16 protein-coding genes are annotated in these 20,699 nt (G+C 73.3%); 7 read left to right on the plus strand and 9 right to left on the minus strand.

Annotation, left to right across the window (positions count from 1 at the left end):
* Positions 1-172 precede the first annotated feature (172 nt).
* Positions 173-781 carry a biotin transporter BioY gene (locus tag K304_RS0110125; protein ID WP_037789852.1) on the minus strand — a complete coding sequence of 203 codons (609 nt, stop codon included), beginning with the start codon at positions 779-781 and terminating at the stop codon, positions 173-175.
* 273 nt (positions 782-1,054) lie between these two features.
* On the opposite strand from K304_RS0110125, the gene K304_RS28275 reads away from it, so the two are divergent.
* Together K304_RS28275 and K304_RS0110135 are read left to right on the plus strand one after the other, a co-directional pair.
* Positions 1,055-2,650, plus strand: coding sequence for an amino acid permease (locus K304_RS28275; RefSeq protein ID WP_199779588.1), 1,596 nt, complete (start codon positions 1,055-1,057; stop codon positions 2,648-2,650).
* 129 nt (positions 2,651-2,779) lie between these two features.
* A complete protein-coding gene (locus K304_RS0110135; protein WP_027763654.1) occupies positions 2,780-3,421 on the plus strand; it encodes a superoxide dismutase in 642 nt (213 codons plus the stop codon).
* Positions 3,422-3,566: 145 nt separating this feature from the next.
* Here the strand turns inward: K304_RS0110135 and K304_RS0110140 are convergent, their stop codons facing one another.
* Positions 3,567-4,196: a mycothiol-dependent nitroreductase Rv2466c family protein gene (locus tag K304_RS0110140; protein WP_027763655.1), complete on the minus strand. Its 630-nt coding sequence runs from the start codon at positions 4,194-4,196 to the stop codon at positions 3,567-3,569.
* A 167-nt stretch (positions 4,197-4,363) separates the two neighbouring features.
* On the opposite strand from K304_RS0110140, the gene pepN (K304_RS0110145) reads away from it, so the two are divergent.
* Complete coding sequence (gene pepN, locus K304_RS0110145; protein ID WP_027763656.1) at positions 4,364-6,967, plus strand: aminopeptidase N; 2,604 nt, start codon at positions 4,364-4,366, stop codon at positions 6,965-6,967.
* Between the two features lie 201 nt (positions 6,968-7,168).
* On the plus strand, positions 7,169-8,284 hold the full coding sequence (locus K304_RS0110150; RefSeq protein WP_027763657.1) for a hypothetical protein: 1,116 nt from the start codon (positions 7,169-7,171) through the stop codon (positions 8,282-8,284).
* Positions 8,285-8,312: 28 nt separating this feature from the next.
* Here K304_RS0110150 and K304_RS0110155 read toward each other — a convergent pair whose 3' ends face one another.
* Positions 8,313-9,479 carry a serine hydrolase domain-containing protein gene (locus K304_RS0110155; protein ID WP_027763658.1) on the minus strand — a complete coding sequence of 389 codons (1,167 nt, stop codon included), beginning with the start codon at positions 9,477-9,479 and terminating at the stop codon, positions 8,313-8,315.
* A 118-nt stretch (positions 9,480-9,597) separates the two neighbouring features.
* On the minus strand, positions 9,598-11,280 hold the full coding sequence (locus K304_RS0110160) for a TIGR03767 family metallophosphoesterase (protein ID WP_027763659.1): 1,683 nt from the start codon (positions 11,278-11,280) through the stop codon (positions 9,598-9,600).
* A gap of 310 nt (positions 11,281-11,590) precedes the next feature.
* On the opposite strand from K304_RS0110160, the gene pepN (K304_RS0110165) reads away from it, so the two are divergent.
* The 3 genes from pepN (K304_RS0110165) (at position 11,591) to K304_RS0110175 (ending at position 16,324) form a co-directional block, all read left to right on the plus strand.
* The gene (gene pepN / locus K304_RS0110165; RefSeq protein ID WP_027763660.1) at positions 11,591-14,182 is read left to right on the plus strand and encodes an aminopeptidase N; all 2,592 of its coding nucleotides are present in this window, start codon (positions 11,591-11,593) and stop codon (positions 14,180-14,182) included.
* A 111-nt stretch (positions 14,183-14,293) separates the two neighbouring features.
* The gene (locus tag K304_RS0110170; protein WP_027763661.1) at positions 14,294-15,772 is read left to right on the plus strand and encodes an AAA family ATPase; all 1,479 of its coding nucleotides are present in this window, start codon (positions 14,294-14,296) and stop codon (positions 15,770-15,772) included.
* A gap of 201 nt (positions 15,773-15,973) precedes the next feature.
* Positions 15,974-16,324: a VOC family protein gene (locus K304_RS0110175; RefSeq protein WP_027763662.1), complete on the plus strand. Its 351-nt coding sequence runs from the start codon at positions 15,974-15,976 to the stop codon at positions 16,322-16,324.
* Positions 16,325-16,426: 102 nt separating this feature from the next.
* Here K304_RS0110175 and K304_RS0110180 read toward each other — a convergent pair whose 3' ends face one another.
* The 5 genes from K304_RS0110180 to K304_RS0110200 form a co-directional block, all read right to left on the minus strand.
* Positions 16,427-16,672, minus strand: coding sequence for a type II toxin-antitoxin system VapB family antitoxin (locus tag K304_RS0110180; protein WP_027763663.1), 246 nt, complete (start codon positions 16,670-16,672; stop codon positions 16,427-16,429).
* A gap of 77 nt (positions 16,673-16,749) precedes the next feature.
* Positions 16,750-16,998: a hypothetical protein gene (locus K304_RS0110185; RefSeq protein WP_027763664.1), complete on the minus strand. Its 249-nt coding sequence runs from the start codon at positions 16,996-16,998 to the stop codon at positions 16,750-16,752.
* 47 nt (positions 16,999-17,045) lie between these two features.
* A complete protein-coding gene (locus K304_RS0110190; RefSeq protein ID WP_027763665.1) occupies positions 17,046-17,846 on the minus strand; it encodes a DUF427 domain-containing protein in 801 nt (266 codons plus the stop codon).
* A 46-nt stretch (positions 17,847-17,892) separates the two neighbouring features.
* Positions 17,893-20,079, minus strand: a complete 2,187-nt coding sequence (gene malQ / locus K304_RS0110195) for a 4-alpha-glucanotransferase (RefSeq protein WP_027763666.1) — start codon at positions 20,077-20,079, stop codon at positions 17,893-17,895.
* Positions 20,079-20,339 (minus strand): hypothetical protein, encoded by a 261-nt coding sequence (locus K304_RS0110200; protein WP_027763667.1) that lies wholly within the window; start codon positions 20,337-20,339, stop codon positions 20,079-20,081. The genes malQ and K304_RS0110200 overlap by 1 nt, the downstream gene beginning before the upstream one ends.
* Between the last annotated feature and the right edge of the window lie 360 nt (positions 20,340-20,699).

A 20,699-nucleotide genomic window follows, 5' to 3' on the forward strand; every position in this document is an offset into this window, starting at 1 on the left:
GCGGAGGATCGCAGCTCGTACTCGTCCGTACGCGCGCGAGGCGACAACGGTGGGGGCACCCCCGTGCCCGAAGGGCCTCGGGGTTCAGGTGCCGTGCCAGTCGCCGCGAGCCGGTGAACCTTCCCGGCCACAGCACTGGTAAGGGCTCGGCCCCGGCCGTGTGCCGGTCCCGTCAGTCGCGTCGGCCGGTGAGCTTCCACGCCGTCGGCAGGGCGCCCATGGCGAGGGCCGCCTTGAGGGCGTCGCCGACGAGGAACGGCACCAGTCCGGCGGCCATCGCCTCGGTCGCCGTCATGCCGGTCGCCAGGGCGAGGTAGGGCACACCGACGGCGTAGATGATCGCGGTGCCCGCGGCCATCGTGCCCACGGTGCGGAGCGGGCTGCGGTCGCCGCCCCTGCGGGCCAGGGCGCCGACCACGGTCGCGGCGAGCAGCATCCCGAGGATGTAGCCGAAGGAGGGCATGCCGAAGCCGGAGGCCCCCTCGGAGAACCACGGCACGCCGGCCACGCCCGCGACGGCGTACAGGCCGAGCGCGAGGAAGCCGCGGCGGGCGCCGAGCGCGGTGCCGACGAGGAGCGCCGCGAAGGTCTGCCCGGTGACCGGCACCGGAGAGCCGGGCACCGGCACGGAGAGTTGCGCGGCCAGTCCGGTCAGCACCGCGCCGCCGAGGACGAGCGCGGCGTCGCGCACCCGGGCGCGGCCGGCGCTCGTGGCGGGGAGCACGTCGGCGAGGACGGCGCCGGGGCGGGTGGTGGTGGCGGGGCTGGACAGCGCGGACATGCTTCACTCCGGTACCTGGTTGCTACACGCGGACGGACCGACGCTAGCCGACCTGCGCGGTGCTTCCGGCCGTCGGACGGCGTGACGTTGGCGACACCGCACGCACAGGCGTCGTGGAGGTCCGCTGGTCAGCGGCGTGACGGCGGGGTGTCCGGATGCTGGAGCGCCATGGTCGACTATTGATGTTTCTCCTGGTCCTGCCGACACTGGGCGGTCGGAACGATCAGTTCCGCAGTCCATCGCCCGGCAGCACCAAGGAACGGCACCTCCTTCATGACCGCAACGGAAAAGTCGACGCCCCCGACCAGGGCCGACGACGCGGCTCACTCCCCCACGAACCTCTCGCACGGCCTCAAGCAGCGCCACCTGTCGATGATCGCCCTCGGCGGCGTCATCGGCGCCGGTCTGTTCGTCGGTTCCGGCACCGCCATCGCCGCGGCCGGCCCGGCGGCGATCCTCGCCTACGCGGCCTCCGGCCTGCTGGTGATGCTCGTCATGCGGATGCTGGGCGAGATGTCGGCCGCACACCCCTCCTCCGGGTCCTTCTCCACGCACGCCGAGCGGGCGATCGGCCCGTGGGCGGGCTTCACCGTGGGCTGGATCTTCTGGTTCCTGCTCTGCGTCGTCGTCGCCATCGAGGCCATCGGCGCGGCCGCGATCATGACGGGGTGGTTCCCGGGGACCGAGTCGTGGATGTGGGTCGCCCTCTTCATGGTGCTCTTCACCGGCTCGAACCTCACCGCGGTCAAGAACTTCGGCGAGTACGAGTTCTGGTTCGCGCTGCTGAAGGTGCTGGCCATCGTCGGCTTCCTGGTGCTGGGCGTGCTGGCCGTGCTCGGTCTGCTGCCGGGCACCGAGTCGCCGGGCGGCAGCTTCCTCTTCGGTGAGGGCGGCTTCTTCCCGAACGGCTCGGAGGGCCTGATCCTGGGCCTGCTGGCCTCCGTTTTCGCCTACGGCGGTCTGGAGACCGTCACCATCGCGGCCGCCGAGTCGGAGAACCCGGTCCGCGGCGTCGCCAAGGCCGTGCGCACCGCGATGTGGCGCATCGCGATCTTCTACGTCGGCTCGGTCGCCGTCATCGTCACGCTGGTGCCGTGGAACTCCGAGGCGGTCGCGGGTGGCCCGTACGCGGCCGCGCTGGACTCCCTGAACGTCCCCGCCGCGGGCACGGTCATGGACGTGGTCGTGCTCATCGCGCTGCTGTCCGCGATGAACGCCAACATCTACGGCGCCTCCCGCATGTCGTACTCCCTGGCCACCCGCGGCCAGGGCTTGGCCTTCCTGGGCAGGGCCTCGGGCGGCGTGCCGCGCCGCACGGTGCTGGCCTCGTCCGTGTTCGGCTTCTTCGCCGTGCTGCTGAGCTTCTGGTGGCCGGACACCGTCTTCACCTGGCTGCTGAACATGATCGGCGCGGCCGTCCTCGTCGTCTGGGGCTTCGTCGCGGTCTCCCAGATCCGCAGCCGTCGCCGGCTCGAGCGTGAGGCGCCGGAGAAGCTGGTCGTCCGCATGTGGGCGTTTCCCGTGCTGACCTACGTGGCCCTGGCCGCGATGCTCGCGGTGTTCGTGCTGATGGCCCGCGAGGAGGGCACCCGGACGCAGCTGTACTTCACCGGCGGCCTGACCGCCGCGCTGGTCGTCGCGGGCCTGATCCGGCAGAAGCTGCTGGGCGGGTCGGCGTCCGTGTCGCCGGCCGGGCCGCGTTCCGCGGCCCCGGCTTCGGCCGCTCCGGACGTCCCCCTCACCAGGACGGAGGCGAAGGCCGACGCCGAGGCGCGGAAGGACGTCGAGGCACAGAAGGGCGCGGACGAGCAGGACGCCGCCGGCCAGGACGCGACCGACAAGGAGACCGCGGCGGCCCGTAGGAGCTGACCAGCGCGTTTCCCCGGCAGCGGAGCGGCCCCTTCACTCGGAGGGGTCGCTCCGCTGCATTGCGCCCTCTTGCTGATAGCTTCTTCTTGCAAGACCATTGCAACAAGGCTGGGAGGGAAAGAAGGAAGCATGGCGACCTACTCACTGCCGGAACTGCCGTACGACTACGCGTCGCTGGAGCCGGTCATCAGCGGCGAGATCATCGAGCTGCACCACGACAAGCACCACGCTGCGTACGTGAAGGGGGCGAACGACACCCTCGAACAGCTCGAGGAGGCCCGCGACAAGGACCAGTGGGGCACGGTCAACGGCCTGGAGAAGAACCTGGCCTTCCACCTGTCCGGCCACATCCTGCACAGCATCTACTGGCAGAACATGACCGGTGACGGCGGTGGCGAGCCGCTGGAGAAGGACGGCACGGGCGAACTCGCGGACGCCATCGCCGAGTCGTTCGGCTCCTTCGCCCGTTTCAAGGCCCACCTGTCCAAGGCCGCCGCGACCACGCAGGGTTCGGGCTGGGGCGTGCTGGCGTACGAGCCGGTGAGCGAGCGCCTGGTCGTCGAGCAGGTCTACGACCACCAGGGCAACGTCGGCCAGGGCTCGGTGCCGATCCTGGTCTTCGACGCCTGGGAGCACGCCTTCTACCTGCAGTACCGCAACCAGAAGGTCGACTTCGTCGAGGCGATGTGGCGCGTCGTGAACTGGCAGGACGTCGCCGCCCGCTACACCGCCGCGAAGCAGCGCGCGAACACGCTGCTGCTGGCGCCGTAACCGGCGCCTCCGGGACTCCCGCTCCTCGTGATCGTCTTCTCACCTTTCACCGGGCACAGCGGGAGAACAGAAAAAGGGGCGGCCCCGGTGTGGATGTGACACACCGGGGCCGCCCTTCTGCGCGTGCAGGGTACGCGAGCCGTGCTCAGTCGAAGCGCGGGGGCTCGTCGCGGGTGCGCTTGATCTCGTAGAAGCCGGGCGTGGAGGCGACCATCAGGGTGCCGTCCCACAGCCTCGCGGCCGCCTCGCCCTTGGGGGCCGGGGTGACGACCGGGCCGAAGAACGCGATCCGTTCGCCGGCCGCCCCCGGCACCGCGATCACCGGGGTGCCGACCTCCTGGCCGACCAGGTCGATGCCCTCCGCGTGGGAGGCGCGCAGCTGCGTGTCGTACTTGTCGGAGTCCGCGGCGTCGGCGAGGGCGGCGGGCAGGCCGGCCTCCTCCAGAGCCGCCTCGACCGTCGCACGGTCCTTCTCCAGGGCCTGGTTGTGGAAGCGGGTGCCCAGCGCGGTGTAGAGCCCGCCGAGCACCTCGGGGCCGTGCTCCTGCTCGGCGGCGATGCAGACCCGGGCCGGTCCCCAGGCCGTCTTCATCAGTTCCCGGTACTTCTCCGGCAGATCGTCCAGCTTGTCCTCGTTCAGCACCGCGAGACTCATCACGTGCCAGCGGACCCGCACGTCCCGCACCTTCTCGACCTCGCGCATCCAGCGGGAGGTCAGCCATGCCCAGGGGCACAGCGGGTCGAACCAGAAGTCGGCGGTCGTCTTCTCGGGCATGCCGGTGGTCTCCTCGCCAGTCGGTGGTGCGGTGGGTCTACCGTTCCGCCCGGGGAAACGTACCGGCGGCCGAGGGCATTCCCCGCTGTGGGGACCGAAACGGGCATGCGATGATCCCACGGTGTCCGGTGTTCGATGTTCGGTATGCGAGACGAGGGAGTCACGACGTGCCCGGTGAGAATCTGACCCGCGAGGAGGCCGGGCGGCGTGCGGAGCTGCTCGCAGTGGACGGATACGAGGTCGCGCTCGACCTGCGCTCCGCGCGGGAGGCGGCCCCGGCGAACGGCGTACGCACCTTCCGCTCCACCACCACGATCCGCTTCCGCTGCACGGAGCCCGGCGCGTCCACCTTCGTGGACCTGATCGCCCCGGAGCTGCACTCGGCGACACTCAACGGGCGCTCGCTCAACCCGGACACCGCCTTCGACGGCGCCCGCCTCACCCTGGACGACCTGGCCGCGGACAACGAGCTGGTGGTCGACGCGCGGTGCGCGTACAGCCGGACCGGTGAAGGGCTGCACCACTTCCTCGACCCGGAGGACGGCGAGGTCTACCTCTACACCCAGTACGAGCCGGCCGACGCCCGGCGGGTGTTCGCCAACTTCGAGCAGCCCGACCTCAAGGCGCCCTTCGACTTCGTCGTCACCGCACCCGCGTCCTGGACGGTGCTGAGCAACGGCGTGCAGACCGGCGAGGCCGAGCCGCTGGACGACGGCGCCTCCTCGGTGCGGCGCTTCGCCCGCACCCAGCCCATCTCGACGTACATCACGGCCGTCGTCGCGGGCCCGTACCACCACGTCACCGACGTCTACCGGCGCCGGTTCGACGACGGCACGGAGCTGGAGATCCCGCTCGGCGCGCTGTGCCGCAAGGGCCTCGCCCGGCACTTCGACGCGGACGACATCTTCACGATCACCCAGCAGGGCCTGGACTTCTTCCACGACCACTTCGACTTCCCGTACCCCTTCGGGAAGTACGACCAGGCTTTCGTCCCGGAGTACAACCTCGGCGCGATGGAGAACCCGGGCTGCGTCACCTTCCGCGAGGAGTTCGTCTTCCGCGGCAAGGTGACCCAGGCGTCGTACGAGGGCCGGGCGAACGTCATCCTCCACGAGATGGCGCACATGTGGTTCGGCGACCTCGTCACCATGGAGTGGTGGGACGACCTGTGGCTCAAGGAGTCGTTCGCCGACTTCATGGGCTCGCTGTCGATGGTCGAGGCGACCCGCTTCTCCGACGGCTGGATCACCTTCGCCAACCGCCGCAAGTCGTGGGCGTACCGCGCCGACCAGCTCCCCTCCACACACCCGATCACCGCGGACATCCGCGACCTCGAGGACGCCAAGCTCAACTTCGACGGCATCACCTACGCCAAGGGCGCCTCGGTGCTCAAGCAGCTCGTCGCCTACGCGGGCCGGGACGCGTTCCTGGAGGGCGCACGGCGCTACTTCAAGCGGCACGCCTGGGGCAACACCCGCCTGCACGACCTGCTGTCCGTGCTGGAGGAGACCTCCGGACGCGACATGGGCGAGTGGGCGAAGGCGTGGCTGCAGACCGCCGGCGTCAACTCGCTGACCCCCGAGGCCACGTACGACGCCGACGGCCGGCTCGCGGAACTCGCCGTCGTGCAGGACGCGCCGGAGGACCACCCGGTGCTGCGCCCGCACCGCGTCGCCGTCGGCCTCTACCGGCTCGACGAGAGCGGGGCGCTGGCCCGCTACGCCCGCGCGGAGGCCGACGTCACCGGCATGCGCACCGAGATCGCGGAGCTGGCCGGGGCCGAGCGTCCGGACCTGATCCTGCTCAACGACGAGGACCTGACGTACTGCAAGGTCCGCTTCGACGACGCCTCGCTGGCCACGCTCCGCGAACATCTCGGCGCGATCACCGACCCCCTCGCGCGGGCGCTGTGCTGGTCCGCGCTGTGGAACATGACGCGGGACGCGCTGATGCCCGCCCACGCCTTCCTCGGCATGGTCCTGCGGTTCGCGGGCGACGAGACCGACATCGGCGTCCTCCAGATGCTGCACGCCTGGTCGCGCACCGCGCTGGTGCACTACAGCGCCGCCCGGCGGCGTGCGGAGAGCGGCCGTGCGCTGGCCGAGGGCGCCCTGCGCCTGCTGCGCGCCGCCGAACCGGGCAGCGGCCACCAGCTCGCCTGGGCCCGGTTCTTCGCCGCGCTGGCCGAGTCCGACGACGACCTCCGGCTGCTGGAGGGCCTCCTCGCCGGGACCGAGCGCATCCCCGGGCTGGACGTCGACCAGGAGCTGCGCTGGACGCTCCTGGAGCCGCTGGCCGTGCACGGCCGGGCGGACGCCGCCGTCCTCGGCGCCGAACTGGACCGCGACGACACCGCGTCCGGCAAGCGGCACCAGGTGCGGCTGCTCGCCGCCCGCCCCTCGGCGGAGGTCAAGGAGCAGGCGTGGGACGCGGTCGTGGCGACCGACCGGCTCTCCAACGCGCTGGTCGAGGCGACCATCGCGGGCTTCCACCAGCCGGAGCAGCGCGAGCTGACCGCGCCGTACGCGGCGCGCTACTTCGCGGCGCTGGAGGAGGTGTGGGAGTCGCGGTCGATCGAGATCGGCATGTCGCTCGTGCGCGGCCTCTACCCGTCGCTCCAGGCGGAGCAGGCGACGCTGGACGCGACCGACGCGTGGCTGACCTCGCACGAGGACGCGGCACCCGCACTCCGCCGCCTCGTGCTGGAGGCCCGCGACGACCTCGCCCGCGCCCTCCGCGGCCGCGCCTGCGACGAGACGGGCGCCGCGTAGACCGGACACCGGGCCGCGCCGGCTGAGCGCGGCGGCGCTGAGCGGTCCCGGCACGGAGGTACCCCGCAGAGCGGGGTACCTCCGTGCCGGGACGCCCGACCGATGCTCGAACATGCGTACTTTAGTGCAGCCTTGTCCGGCTTTGTCGACGACCGCGTAACAGCGGTTGTCCCGGCCCGCCTGTGCGGGAATCGCACGATCATGACGTACGACATCCCCCTCACTCCCCGCCCCTTCCAGCAGCTCAACCGGCTCGACCGGCTCGGCCACCCCGGCCGGCACGCCGACGGCCCGGTCGGCGCGGCCGACGAGTCGCCCGCCCGCGTGCTCACCGCCTCGATGCTCCGGGCGCACGGTGTCGGCGCGGCGGAGGCGAGCGAGCGCTGCCGTCCGGGCGGCCCGTGGCGGATGCTGCTCCCCGGCGTCTTCCTGCTCCACCCCGGCCCGCCGACCAGCGAGGACCGGCTGCACGCCGTGCTGCTCCACACCCTCCGCCGGCAAACCATCCCCACCCAGAGCGGCCACGGCCCGGCGGGCCGCAGCACCGCGCACGGCATCGACGCGATGATCACCGGACCCGCCGCCCTCGCGCTGCGCGGCTTCACCTCCGCGCGCCCCCTGCCCGCGCTGGACCGCATCGACGTGCTGGTGCCCGCCACCCGGCGGCTGCGTTCGGCGGGCTTCGCCCGCGTCGTGCGCGGGGGCGACCTGCCGGAGCCCGAGGAGGTCGCCGGACTACCCGTCGCGCCCGTCGAACGCGCCCTCGCCGACACCGTCGCCGACCTCGACGACGCGGAGACGGTCGGCAGGCTGCTGACCGAGGCCGTGCGGGACGGCCACTGCGAGGCCCAGACGCTCATGCGGGAGCTGGAGGCCGCACGCCTGCTGACCGCCCCGCACGTCGCGGACGCCGTCGACCGGCTCGTCGCGGAGGGACGTACGGTCGCCGAGGCGCGCCTCTACGACCTGGTGCGCACGCAGGGCGTGCCGGACCCGTGCTGGAACGTGGACCTGCGGCTGCCCGGCGGCCCGCACCTGGGCGGCGTGGACGCCTACTGGCCGGACGAGGCGGTGGCGCTGTCCATCGACGCCCGCACCCACCGGCACATCCCCGGGGACGAGGGCGGGACGGAAGGGCTCTGGGACGCGTACGCCCAGCAACGCGAGTCGCTGGAACGGCTCGGCATCACCGTCGTGCACCTCACGCCGCGTGCGCTGCGCGAGGCGCCCGAGTTGCAGGCTGCGGTGGTGCGGACGGCCCTGATGGCCGCCGAGGACCGTGAACCCGCCGCGTACGTACTGGTGTTGCCGCGCTGAGGGGTCCGGTACCGAGGCGCCGGCGCCCTCAGGACGCGTCGGCGCAGAACTCGGCCTCCAGCAGGGCGCCGGTACCGTGCGGCGCCCAGTCGGCGTTGAGGTTGAACGCCGCCGCGTGGCCGCCGTCCCGTGTGGCGGCGACGGTCGACAGCGAGCCGTGGATGTCGCCGACGTGTCCCCACACCGTGGTGCCGCAGGGCAGTTCGCGGGCGCGGATGCCGAGCCCGTACCGGTCGGACCGCCCCCGGAGGGAGCCGCTCGTCGGGACGGTGTCGGTCATCTCGGCGAGCTGTTCGGCCGGCAGCAACCCTCCGCCGAGCAGCGCCCGGAAGAAGGTCAGGAGGTCTCCGGCGGTGGAGATCATCTCACCGGACGCGCCGGCCACCGACGGGTCGAGCGCCGTCACGTCGCGCACCGGCCGACCCCGGCCCTCGTCCGGGCGTCCCCGGTAGAACGTGGAGTACGCCCTCCCGTGCGGCCGGGGCAGCGTGGCGGCCGTGCCGGGCAGGGTGGTGCGCCGCAGTCCGAGAGGGACCAGCACCCGCTGCTCGATCTGCCGGGCGTAGCTGCGGCCGGTGACGGCCTCCACGACCATCCCGGCGAGCACGTAGTTGGTGTTGCTGTACGCCCACCCGGTGCCGGGACGGAACGCCGGCGGGTACCGCATCGCGATCCGGACCAGCTCGCGTGCGGTCCGGGTGTCGAAGCGGTGGTCCAGGAACCGGCCGCTGAGGTACCGGGCGCGGAACGCCGGGTCGTGCGTGAAGTCGTGGATGCCGCTGGTGTGGTTGAGCAGCCGGCGCACCGTCACCCGGCGGCCGTCGTTGCCGTGCCCGCGGACGACGCCGGGCAGGTGGGCGGCGACCGGGTCGTCCAGGTCCAGGCGTCCCTCCGCCTCCAGCTGAAGCAGCACGGTGGCGACGAAGGTCTTGGTGATGCTGCCGATCCGGAACCGGTCGGCGGGACGGCGCTCTCGTCCCGTGGCGCGGTCGGCCACGCCTGCCGCGTCGTGCCACCCCTCGCCGTCGTCCTCGGCGCGGGCGAGCACACCGGGCACCCGCTCCCGTTCGACGAGGTCCTCCATGGCCGCCCGGGTGGGGGCGTGCCGGAGGTCGGCGGCGGTGGAGGAGTGCACGGAGACCACGACCACGGCGGCGGTGGCCAGCACGAGGGCGACGGCGGTGCGGAGGGACATCGGCGCCGACGTTAGACGATCTTGCGCCTCCCGCCGCCGCCGCACGCGGTCCGTGCCCGGTATCCGCACACGTTCGTCACGCCCGTCACCCGCGTCGCGCACGGGGGTGGCGTCCGGGTCAGGTCCGGGGCAGCAGCAGCTCCGTGTTGCGGTCCCCCGGCTCCCCGGCCAGCGTCGTACGCCGCCCCGGCGCGTTGAACGCCAGCTCCCGGTAGAGGGAGGCGAGGCCGCTCCGGCTCAGGTCGCCGTGCTCGACGCCGTGCGGGGCCGCGGACTCGATCAGCGTGGTGAACAGCGACAGGGTGCCGTCCCCGTTGTCGGTCAGCTCGATCGTCCGCGCGAGCTGCGGGAAGTCGACGTGCGAGGCGGTGGAGACCTCCCAGAAGGTGCCGTGCGGGGTGATCTCGTTGCGGTGGCTGTGGCCGTTGATCCAGGCCACCACCTGCGGGTTGCGCCGCAGCAGCGCGACCAGTTCGTCCCCGCCCTCGGGCGTCGTACGGGAGGTGTGGTGGCTGAAGACCAGCACCCGGTCGTCGCGGTGCTCCCGCAACGTCCGCTCCAGCCAGCGCAGTTGCGTGCGGCCGACGGAGCCGGTGTAGTGGCCGCCGCGCCGCGTGGTGTCGAGGCTGACGCCCAGCACGCCGTCGGCGATGCGGAAGCTGTAGTAGAGCCGGTCCTCGGCGAGGTTCGCCTCGCCGTAACCGTGCCCGGCCGGGCCGGGACCGGTGAAGCGCGGGTCCAGGTGGGCGCGGACGTAGTCGGCCGGCGTGTACGGCGCCCGGCGCGGGTCGGGAGTGACGGTGCGCATGTCCCGGGCGTGGGCGCGCAGCAGGTCCTTGAACAGCTCGCCGTCCGGGTCCAGCCCCTTACGGATGCGCCGGTGCAGCTCGGCGGCCTCGTCCGGCGGCAGGGAGAAGAGCTTCCGGTCGCCGACGGCGAACTCGGTGAGGAAGTCGTCGCCGTTCGCGTAGCAGCCGCCGGGCAGCACGTCGTGGTTGCCGACGGTGCCGTACCAGGGGACGGTGAGGCCGGGGCTGCGCACCGGGCGGCGGGCGGCGTCCAGATAGCCGTCCAGGCGCGGGAAGCCGAGGTCCTTGTGCGCGTCGCGCCGCCCGGACTCCGGGTGCCAGTACACCGGAAGCCCGCTGTCCTGCACGCCCTCGTACCCCGCCGGGTCGCCGGTGTCGGGGGTGACGCGACCGCCGCTCATGGCGGTGAGGAACCAGTCCAGTTCGGCGGTGCAGTTGTTGTCGGTGTTGTCGCCGGTGGTCATCACGAAGTCGAGCGGCGCGCCCGTCGCGGGGCCGCCGTCCAGCGCGTTGACCTGCTCGATCAGGGAGACGACTCCGGCGACGGAGAGCGCCTCCTGCGGGCGCCAGCCCTTCGTGCCGGCGAAGCGGAGGTACTCGCTGCGCAGCGGATGCTGCACGTCGACCACGTGCAGGTCGGTGAGCTGCACGCACGACGCCAGCACCGTGCGCCGTTCCGCGCGGGTGCGGCGGGCCGCAGCGAGGTCCTCGCGGACGACGCGGCCCCAGCCCGGGCCGGCCGCGAGCCGCCGGTAGGTGCCCGTGCCCTGCGGGGCGGCCGCGGTGGCCAGGGTGGAGGGCGCCGGTGCCGACGGCGCTGCGGCGGCGGCCCGGGCGGGGCGCGCCTGCGCCGGGACGGCGGGCGAACCGTTCGCCGTCCCGCCGCCCGCGCCGAGGGCGGTGCCCAGGCCGGCGGCGACACCGGTGGCGCCGAGCGCGGCGAGCAGGGTACGACGGTCGGTGCCGGGCCGGTGCGGCCGTGTGCGGGTCATGCGATGTCTCCCCGGGGTCGCAGTACGGAGGGGCGCCGGTCGAGGCGCTGGTCAGGGGCCGTCGGAGGGTCCCCCTGCGGATGCTGCTCAGCGGGAGTGGCGGCCGCCTGAACGGGCTCGGAACGCCCGACGCCGATCGCACGGCATGGATCACCGCCGCGCCGCACGGGCCCGGTCGCACGGCCCGCCCCGCGCCGGGCGTCCCGACCGGGAAGCCCTCCCGGCCAGGGGCTGCGGGAGATATGAGCGGCATGCGGTCTTCGCCGCATGGAAGGATGGCGGGACCGTTGACGAAGAGGGAGTGACCGAAGTGCCTGGGACGAACCTGACCCGCGCCGAAGCGCAGGAGCGGGCGCGGCTGCTGACCGTGGACGCGTACGAGATCGAGCTCGACCTGAGCGGCGCCCAGCAGGGCGGGACCTTCCGGTCGGAGACCACCGTGCGGTTCGACGCCGCCGAGGCGGGCGACACCTTCATCGACCTCGTCGCGCCGACCGTGCACGAGGTCGTGCTGAACGGGACCGCCCTGGATCCCGCGAAGGTCTTCGCGGACTCCCGGATCGCCCTGGAGGGCGTGACCCCCGGCCGCAACGAGCTGCGGGTGGTGGCCGACTGCGCATACACCAACACCGGTGAGGGCCTGCACCGCTTCGTCGACCCGGTCGACGACCAGGCCTACCTCTACACCCAGTTCGAGGTGCCGGACGCGCGGCGGGTCTTCGCCTCCTTCGAGCAGCCCGACCTGAAGGCCGTCTTCTCCTTCACGGTCACCGCCCCGGAAGGCTGGACGGTGATCTCCAACTCGCCGACGCCGAAGCCGGAGGGCGACGCCGGCACCGTGTGGCGCTTCGAGCCCACGCCGCGCATCTCCTCCTACATCACCGCGCTGATCGTCGGCCCCTACCACGCGGTGCACAGCACCTGGGAGGGCGACGGGCGGAGCGTGCCGCTGGGCCTCTACTGCCGGCCGTCACTGGCCGAACACCTGGACGCGGACGCGATCTTCGAGGTCACCCGGCAGGGCTTCGACTGGTTCCAGGAGCAGTTCGACCACCCCTACCCCTTCGCGAAGTACGACCAGCTGTTCGTCCCGGAGTTCAACGCGGGCGCGATGGAGAACGCGGGCGCGGTGACCATCCGCGACCAGTACGTCTTCCGTTCCAAGGTCACGGACGCCGCGTACGAGGTGCGGGCGGAGACGATCCTGCACGAGCTGGCGCACATGTGGTTCGGCGACCTGGTCACCATGGAGTGGTGGAACGACCTGTGGCTGAACGAGTCGTTCGCCACCTACACCTCCGTCGCCTGCCTCGCGCACGCGCCCGGCAGCCGCTGGCCGCACGCCTGGACCTCGTTCGCCAACCAGATGAAGACCTGGGCGTACCGGCAGGACCAGCTCCCGTCCACGCACCCGATCATGGCCGAGATCCGCGACCTGGACGACGTGCTGGTCAACTTCGACGGGATCACGTACGCCAAGGGCGCCTCGGTGCTCAAGCAGCTCGTCGCCTACGTCGGGCGGGACGAGTTCTTCCGCGGCGTGCAGGCGTACTTCAAGCGCCACGCGTGGGGCAACACCCGGCTCACCGACCTGCTGACCGCCCTGGAGGAGACCTCCGGGCGCGACCTGAAGGCGTGGTCGAAGGCGTGGCTGGAGACCGCGGGCATCAACATCCTCCGCCCGGTGATCGACGTGGACGGCGCGGGGAACATCACCTCCTTCGCCGTCCGCCAGGAGGCGCCGGCCCTGCCCGAGGGCGCCACCGGTGAGCCGACGCTGCGGCCGCACCGCATCGCCGTCGGCCTCTACGACCTGGAGTCCACCGGCGACGGCGAGCGCCTGGTCCGCACCGACCGGATCGAGCTGGACGTCACCGGCGAGCTGACGCAGGTCGCCGAGCTGACCGGCCGGCCGCGTCCGGCCGTCGTGCTGCTCAACGACGACGACCTGTCGTACGCCAAGGTCCGCCTCGACGACGAGTCGCTGGCCACCGTCACCCGGCACCTCGCCTCGTTCACCGAGTCCCTGCCGCGCGCACTGTGCTGGTCGGCGGCCTGGGACATGACGCGCGACGGCGAGCTGGCCACCCGCGACTACCTGGAGCTGGTGCTGTCCGGCATCGGCCGGGAGTCCGACATCGGTGTGGTGCAGTCGCTGCACCGCCAGCTCAAGCTCGCCCTCGACCTGTACGCCGCCCCCGAGTGGCGCGAAGCCGGGCTGCGGCGCTGGGCGGACGCCGCTCTGGAGCACCTGCGGGCGGCTGACGCCGGCAGCGACCACCAGCTCGCGTGGGCGCGTGCGCTGGCCTCCGTCGCCCGCACCGACGAGCAGCTCGACCTGCTGGCCGGCCTGCTCGACGGCACCGCCTCCGTGGACGGCCTGGCCGTCGACACCGAGCTGCGCTGGACGCTGCTCCAGCGGCTCGCGGCCATGGGCCGCGCCGACGAGGCGGCGATCGAGGCGGAGCTGCGCCGCGACGCCACCTCGGCGGGCGAGCAGCACGCCGCCACCGCGCGCGCCGCGCTGCCCACCCCGGAGGCCAAGGCCGCCGCGTGGGCCTCGGTCGTCGAGTCGGACACGCTGCCGAACGCCGTGCAGGAGGCCGTGATCTCCGGCTTCGTCCAGACCGACCAGCGCGACCTGCTGGAGCCGTACGCGGAGAAGTACTTCACCTCGCTCAAGGGCGTCTGGGAGTCGCGCAGCCACGAGATGGCCCAGCAGATCGCCATCGGCCTCTACCCGACGGTGCAGGTCTCTCCCACCACGCTGGAGGCCACGGACCGCTGGCTCGCCGACGCGGCCCCGACGGCGGCGCTGCGCCGCCTTGTCACGGAGTCCCGCGCGGGGGTCTCCCGCGCCCTCGGCGCGCAGTCCGCCGACGCGGCCGCCGCGCCCCGCTGACGGCCCCCGTCCCACCCGCCCGCCCGCGGCCGCTTCCTGCGGCCGGGGGCGGGCTGCATTTTGCAGGGGTACACTTTTAAAAACTGTAGCCCTACAAAATGGGGAGCCCGGGTGGAGAAGCCTCCGGAGATGTTCGACCGCGACCACGAATGGGCCGCGCTGACCCGCTTCGTCACGGACGAGCAGCCCGGCGCCACGCTCGGCGTCGTCTCCGGCCGGCGCCGCCAGGGGAAGACGTTCCTCCTGGACTCCGTGTGCCGGGCCGTGGGCGGGTTCTACTTCGGCGCCACCGAGGCGACGGACGCCGAGTCGTTGCGCCGACTGAGCGAGGCGCTGACCGCGTTCGTACGCCCGGCCAGCCCCTTCCACCTCGCCGACTGGCGGGAGGCGGTCGACGCGCTCCTCGCCCTCGGCCGGGACCGGCCCGTGCCGGTGGTGATCGACGAGTTCCCCTACCTCGCCCGCGCCAACCCAGAGCTGCCGTCGATCGTCCAGGAGGCGTTCCGCACGCTCCGGGAGGAGCGGAGCCGCTCCCGTACCCGGATGCTGCTCTGCGGCTCCGCACTGTCGTTCATGGGAAAGCTGCTGTCCGGGAACGCCCCCCTTCGCGGACGCGCCGGGCTGGAGCTGGTGGTCCGCTCGCTGGACCACCGCCTCGCGGCGGAGTTCTGGGACCTCACCGACCCCCGGCTCGCCCTCCAGGTCAACGCCGTCGTCGGCGGTACCCCGGCCTACCGGCGGGAGTTCGCCCGGGGCGACACGCCGTCAGGGGCCAAGGACTTCGACGCCTGGGTGATCCGTACCGTCCTCAACCCGGAGACCCCACTGTTCCGCGAGGCGCGCTACCTCCTCGCCGAGGAACCGGACCTGCGCGATCCGGCCCTCTACCTCTCCGTGCTCGCCGCCGTCGCGTCCGGCAACGCCACCCGCGGCGGCATCGCCGGCTTCCTGGAGCGCAAGGCGGTGGACATCGCGCACCCCCTCAACGTCCTCGAGGACACCGGCCTTCTCCAGCGCGAGCAGGACGTCTTCCGCGCCAACCGGTCCACCTACCGCATCGCCGAACCCCTGATCACCTTCTACGAGGCCGTCATGCGCCCGGTCTGGCCGCAGCTGGAACGCCCCGGCGCCGCGGCCCGCGTCTGGGAGGCGAGCCGCCGCCGCTTCGTGAGCAACGTCCTGGGCCCGCACTTCGAGCAGGTGTGCCGCGAGTGGGCCCTCCACCACGCCGACCCCGCCCTCCTCGGCGGACTCCCGGCCTCCGTCGGCCAGGGCGTGGTCCGCGACCCCTCCGCCCGCACCGGTCACGAGGTCGACGTCGCGGTGGTCGGCGTCGGCGACGGTGGGAAGCCCCCGCTCCTCGCGCTCGGCGAGGCCAAGTGGAACGACACCATGGGCCTCGGCCACCTGGACCGGCTCCGCCGCATTCGCGATCTCGTCACCGCCGCCGGCCGCTACGACACCGGCGACACCCGCCTCCTGCTCTTCAGCGCCGCCGGTTTCAACGACCGCGTCCGCGACGCCGCCCGTTCCGCCCCGGAGGTCGTCCTGATCGACGCCGCCCGCCTCTACGCCGCCGCCCCCGTCTGACTCAGCGCGAGCAGGGGAGCCGTCGGCGAGGCGGCTGTCTGTCCGCCGCGACGGGCTGACGTCGGCGCAGCGGGCCGGTGATCGCGCGGCCCGTCGGGCATGCGCTGCAGGCGGACTCCGCTGCTCGCGATGAGATTGCGGCGCGAGAATCGTCTCTCCGTGTACCGGCCCGCCCACGCCTCAGGGAAGGAAGCACCCGCCATGCACGTCTCCCACGTCCTCGCGGTCGCCCCGGTACGCGACGTCGAGACCTCCGTGCTCTGGTACGAGCGGCTGATCGGCAGGCCCGCCGACACCCGGCCGATGCCGAGCCTGGCCGACTGGCACCTCACCCCCGACGGGTGGGTGCAGGTCTTCGAGTCCCCGGAGCACGCCGGATCGACCCTGCTCAACCTGACCGTCGCCGACCTGGACGAGGCCCTGACGGAGCTCGCCGCGCGGGGCCTCGCCGCAGGGCCCGTGCAGTCGGGTGGCGGCGGAACGGTGCGCTTCGCCGCGTTGCACGACCCCGACGACAACCGCATCACGCTCCTCGAGAACCCGGTCGCGTGAGCAGGACCCGTGGTCGCGCCGCCATGCGCCGTTCCCCTCGGCGGCGGCGGAGCGCGCGGGACACCGGAGCCAGGGCCGACGTGTCGATGAGGTGACGCGCGGTCACGCTGCCGGGTGCTCCGGCCCCGCGTCGTCCTCGCCGGGCTCACCGGGATCGCCGGGCTCAACAGGACCGGTGAGATCGGGGAGGAGGCCTGCGTCGAGCCGGTCGAAGAACGCCTGGCGCTTGCGGCGGTTCACCACGTCTGCCGGTGCGGCGTTCACCATGGCGACCTTCTTGTCCGTGCCGAGTATTCCGGCGGCTTCGGCGAGCAGCTTGTCGTCGATGTCGATGACGGTGCGAGACACGCGCACCACCCTGTTCGATATCGCCCACTCGTGAGGACGACAGGGGAACGGGGTTCCGTCGGGTCGTCGCCGCGGGGTCAGTCCCGGGAGGCCTGCTTGGCCGGCCGGTCGCCGACCATGACCAGGGCGGCGATGACCAGGAAGAGCGCGACGGGGGCGACGACGAAGAGGCCCAGGGTCTCGATGATGCTCAGGCCGGGGCCCGGGTCGTCGCCGTCGTCGCGGACGAGGGCGAAGGCGGGGGAGGTCAGCAGAGCCGTGAGGGCCGCGGTCCCGGCGGTGAGGGTGCCGGCGCGCAGGGCCTTCGTCTTAGCGTTCGTCTTCACGCTTCGAAGGTAACCAATGCCCCGGCACGGCGCGCGACCGGGGTCGCTCAGCCCGCCACCTCGCCGTCGACGCGGGTCTCCACGCCCTCGCCGTGGAAGCAGAGATGGTCCGCGACGCGGACCGCGTCCTGGAGCGGCTCCGGGTACCAGAAGACCGTGTCGGGCAGGGAGAGGGCACCGACGCGGAGCGAGCCGTAGGAGGCGCGGCCCTTGTACGGACAGACCGTGTGCGTCGCGCTCGGCTCGAGGTGTTCCACGCGGACGTCCCGCCGCGGCACGTAGTAGCGGTTGGGCAGGCCCGTCTCGGACAGCAGCATCGCGTGCCGGGTGGCGGCGATCTCGACCCCGTCCGCGACGACCCGCACATCGCGGGAGGTGGGGCGGACGTCGACGCGGTGGTACGGGTCGCGGAGGTGGCCGTGGATCTCCTCGTCCTCGTCGAACCAGGCGTCCATGCGGTCGAAGTAGGGAGCGACCAGCCCGGCGAGCCAGCGGGCCTCGGGCAGCGGGTCGGGGTAGTGCCAGAAGGCGTTCTCGGCGGTGCGGTCCCCGGCCGTCACCGAGAAGTAGCGCGCGTCGCCCTTGAACGGGCAGTGCGTGCGGTGGTCGGTCGCGGTCAGCAGGCTGTCGTCGACGTCCTCACGGGGCACGTACAGCTGCGGCGGCAGGCCGGTCTCGTGCAGCAGGGCGCCCCGCACGCTGTCCAGGACCGTACGGCCGCCGAAGTGGGCGCGGACGCGGCGCGGGAAGGGGTGCTGGAAGAGGCGGTGGGCGGGGCCGTCGACGCGGTAGTTGACGGTGTCGGGAGACCGCCGCGCCAGCGGCCCGCCGGGGAGGGTGAGCGACATGCGTTCGGTTCCTCGCGTTCTGTTCGGGCTGTTGCTGTCGGGCCGGTCACCGGGCGAGGGCGGCGCGCAGGTCCGCGAAGAGGGCGTGCACCCGCGGAGTGGCGGCGAGGGTCTCCAGGGAGACGGGTCTGCCGTCCGCGTCGGAGACCGGGAGCCGCCAGTTCGGATACGCGTCGCAGGTGCCGGGCACGTTCTGCGGACGGTGGTCGCCGACGGTGTCGGGCAGCCACACGCCGACCATACGGGCGGGGGTGCGGGCGAGGAAACGGTGCGCCGCGAGCAGCGCGGCGTCCGGAGCGTCGGCGTCCGGGAGGCCGGCTTCACGGGGGCCGTCGGGGCCGTCGTCGGGGCCGTGCTCGGGGAGCAGCCCCAGCGCGCGGAAGCAGGCCAGCCAGCCGGCCGTCTCCGCGGCGTCGGCGTGCTCCGCGTCGCCGAGCAGGCCGCCGAGCAGGCCGAGGCCGTGCCGGAGGGCGACGTGCCCGCCGCTGAGGCGGGAGGCGGTGGGCGGCAGGTCGTGGGTGGTGACGGTGGCAAGGCAGTCCGCGCGCCACGCCTCCGGCGGCAGGGGCGGGGGCACGTGGTCCACGTCGTCGTCCTCCGCCTCGCGCGCGTGCGCCGCACCCGCGCGCGCCTCGCGTTCGCCCGCGGCGGCCCAGTCGCGTTCGAACCACAGCACCGAGGTGCCGAGGATGCCGCGGGAGGCCAGCTCCTCCCGTACGCCGTCCTCGACCGTGCCGAGGTCCTCGCCGATCACCGCGGCGCCGGCCCGGTGGGCCTCCAGGGCGAGAGCGCCGAGCATGGCCTCGGCGTCGTACCGCACGTAGGCGCCCTCGGTGGGCGGCCTTCCCTCCGGCACCCACCAGAGCCGGAAGTGGCCCATGACGTGGTCCATCCGGACGGCGCCCGCGTGCCGCAGCAGGCCGGCGACGACCTCGCGGTAGGGGCCGTACCCGGAGTCGGCGAGGGCGTCGGGCCGCCAGGGCGGCAGGCCCCAGTCCTGGCCGTGGGCGTTGAACGCGTCGGGCGGGGCGCCGATCGACATGCCGCGCGCGAAGGCGTGCTGCTGCGACCAGGTGTCGGCACCGTGCGGGTGGACGCCGATCGCGAGGTCGTGCACCAGGCCGACGGCCATCCCGGCGTCGCGTGCGGCGCGCTGGGCGTCGGCGAGCTGGGTGTCGGTGAGCCAGGCGAGCCAGCGGTGGAGGTCGACGCGGTCGCGGTGCTCGGCGCGGGCCTGCACGGTGCGCGCGGAACGCGGGTCGTCGAGGCCGGCGGGCCAGGCGCGCCAGTCGGGGCCGTGCAGTTCGGCGAGCGCGCACCAGGTGGCGTGGTCCTCCAGCGCGCGGCCCTGCGCGGCGAGGAAGTCGTCGTACGCGGCGCGGCGGCCGGGGCCGAGCGGCACCCGCCGCGTCAGGCGGAGGGCTTCCCGCTTGAGGTCCCAGGAGGCGTCCCGGTCGAGGAAGGCTCCCTTGTCGAGGACGGCTTCACGGAGGGCGGCGGCGCGGGCGAGGAGGGTGCCGGCGCGGTCCCGGGCGGGGCCGTCGAGCTGGGCGAACTCGGGCACGGCCTCCACCCGCAGGTGCACCGGGTCGGGGAAGCGGCGGGAGGAGGGCCGGTACGGCGAGGGATCGGTGGGCGCGCCGGGTACGGCGGCGTGCAGGGGTCCGAGCTGGAGGAAGCCGGCGCCGAGGGTGCGTCCGGCCCAGGAGGCGAGGTCGGCGAGGTCTCCGAGGTCTCCGATGCCCCAGGAGCGGGCGGAGAGCAGTGCGGGGAGGAGGGTGAGCAGGCCGGCGTGGCGTCCGCCGGCGCCGGAGCAGCCGGCGGGGGCCGGGACCCGGTCCGGCACGACGAGGAGCGTGGCGTGGGCCGCCCGCCCGTCCGGGGCCCGGGCGCGCAGGGTGTGGACGCCGAGGGGGAGGACGGTACCGCGCCCCCAGTCCAGCGACCGCCCGGTGTCGGTGTCGACGCGTAACGCCGTGCCGTCGGGCAGGTCGGGGAGGCTGCCGCCTCCGGACGGGGTGCGCAGCACCACGGTGGGCGGGAGCAGGCGGCGTGCTTCCTGCTCGTGGAGCGCGAGGGCCTCGCGTACGGCTCGGGGCGTGGTGGCGTCGACACCGAGTGCCGCCAGTACGGCGACGACGGTGTCCTCGGACACCTCGACCACGGTGCCCGGCGCGGGCTCGTAGGACGTGGCGACGCCGTGCGCCGCCGCGAGCCGCGCGAGGCGCTCCATCAGATGTCCGTGGACTCCGCGCCGAAGCCGGTGCCGGTGGGCTCGCTGGTGAGCGGCAGTTCGGCGGCGATGGGGGGCTCGCTGGTCAGCGGTGCGACGTCGGCGAGCGGCGGTTCACTGGTGAGCGGCGCCTCGGGGTAGCCGCTGGAGCACGAGCCGTCCAGGCCGGAGTCGATGTCGGACACGCCGGCCGGTTCTACCGACTCGTGCACCTGTTTGGGAATCAGGACGGTCATCAGGGCTTCAGCGGACGCGGCCACGGTGGGCCTCCCGTTCATGGACGTCGTTGGTCAAGTGCGCGCTTACCCAGCCTGCGGGAGGACAGACGTGTTCCGCGAAGGAACGTGTCCCACCTCACGTGGCTCGCTCCGCCGATTTGCCGGTGGGACACCCGGCGGAGCGAAGGGGTATCGGACATTTTGGGCATCGCACTCCACATTTTACGCCATGCCACCGGGCTGTGATCCTTCGGCGACGGTGTGTCACCGGGTGGGGCGTCCGTGCTGCTCGGCCCGGCCCCGGCGGACGGGGCCCGGCAGCGCGGTGCCGGGGGTGCGGGGCGGGGAGGAGACCACGCGGCTACGGACCGCTACCTTGGGTGCGGCACCACGGAACGCGGC

The organism is Streptomyces sp. CNS606 (genome assembly GCF_000426325.1).

Excerpts from the sequence above, each read along its gene's own strand:
- K304_RS0110125 (WP_037789852.1), bottom strand. The coding sequence starts at position 781 with ATGTCCGCGCTGTCCAGCCCCGCCACCACCACCCGCCCCGGCGCCGTC.
- K304_RS28275 (WP_199779588.1), top strand. The coding sequence starts at position 1,055 with ATGACCGCAACGGAAAAGTCGACGCCCCCGACCAGGGCCGACGACGCG.
- K304_RS0110135 (WP_027763654.1), top strand. The coding sequence starts at position 2,780 with ATGGCGACCTACTCACTGCCGGAACTGCCGTACGACTACGCGTCGCTG.
- K304_RS0110140 (WP_027763655.1), bottom strand. The coding sequence starts at position 4,196 with ATGCCCGAGAAGACGACCGCCGACTTCTGGTTCGACCCGCTGTGCCCC.
- K304_RS0110150 (WP_027763657.1), top strand. The coding sequence starts at position 7,169 with ATGACGTACGACATCCCCCTCACTCCCCGCCCCTTCCAGCAGCTCAAC.
- K304_RS0110155 (WP_027763658.1), bottom strand. The coding sequence starts at position 9,479 with ATGTCCCTCCGCACCGCCGTCGCCCTCGTGCTGGCCACCGCCGCCGTG.
- K304_RS0110160 (WP_027763659.1), bottom strand. The coding sequence starts at position 11,280 with ATGACCCGCACACGGCCGCACCGGCCCGGCACCGACCGTCGTACCCTG.
- K304_RS0110175 (WP_027763662.1), top strand. The coding sequence starts at position 15,974 with ATGCACGTCTCCCACGTCCTCGCGGTCGCCCCGGTACGCGACGTCGAG.
- K304_RS0110190 (WP_027763665.1), bottom strand. The coding sequence starts at position 17,846 with ATGTCGCTCACCCTCCCCGGCGGGCCGCTGGCGCGGCGGTCTCCCGAC.
- malQ (WP_027763666.1), bottom strand. The coding sequence starts at position 20,079 with ATGGAGCGCCTCGCGCGGCTCGCGGCGGCGCACGGCGTCGCCACGTCC.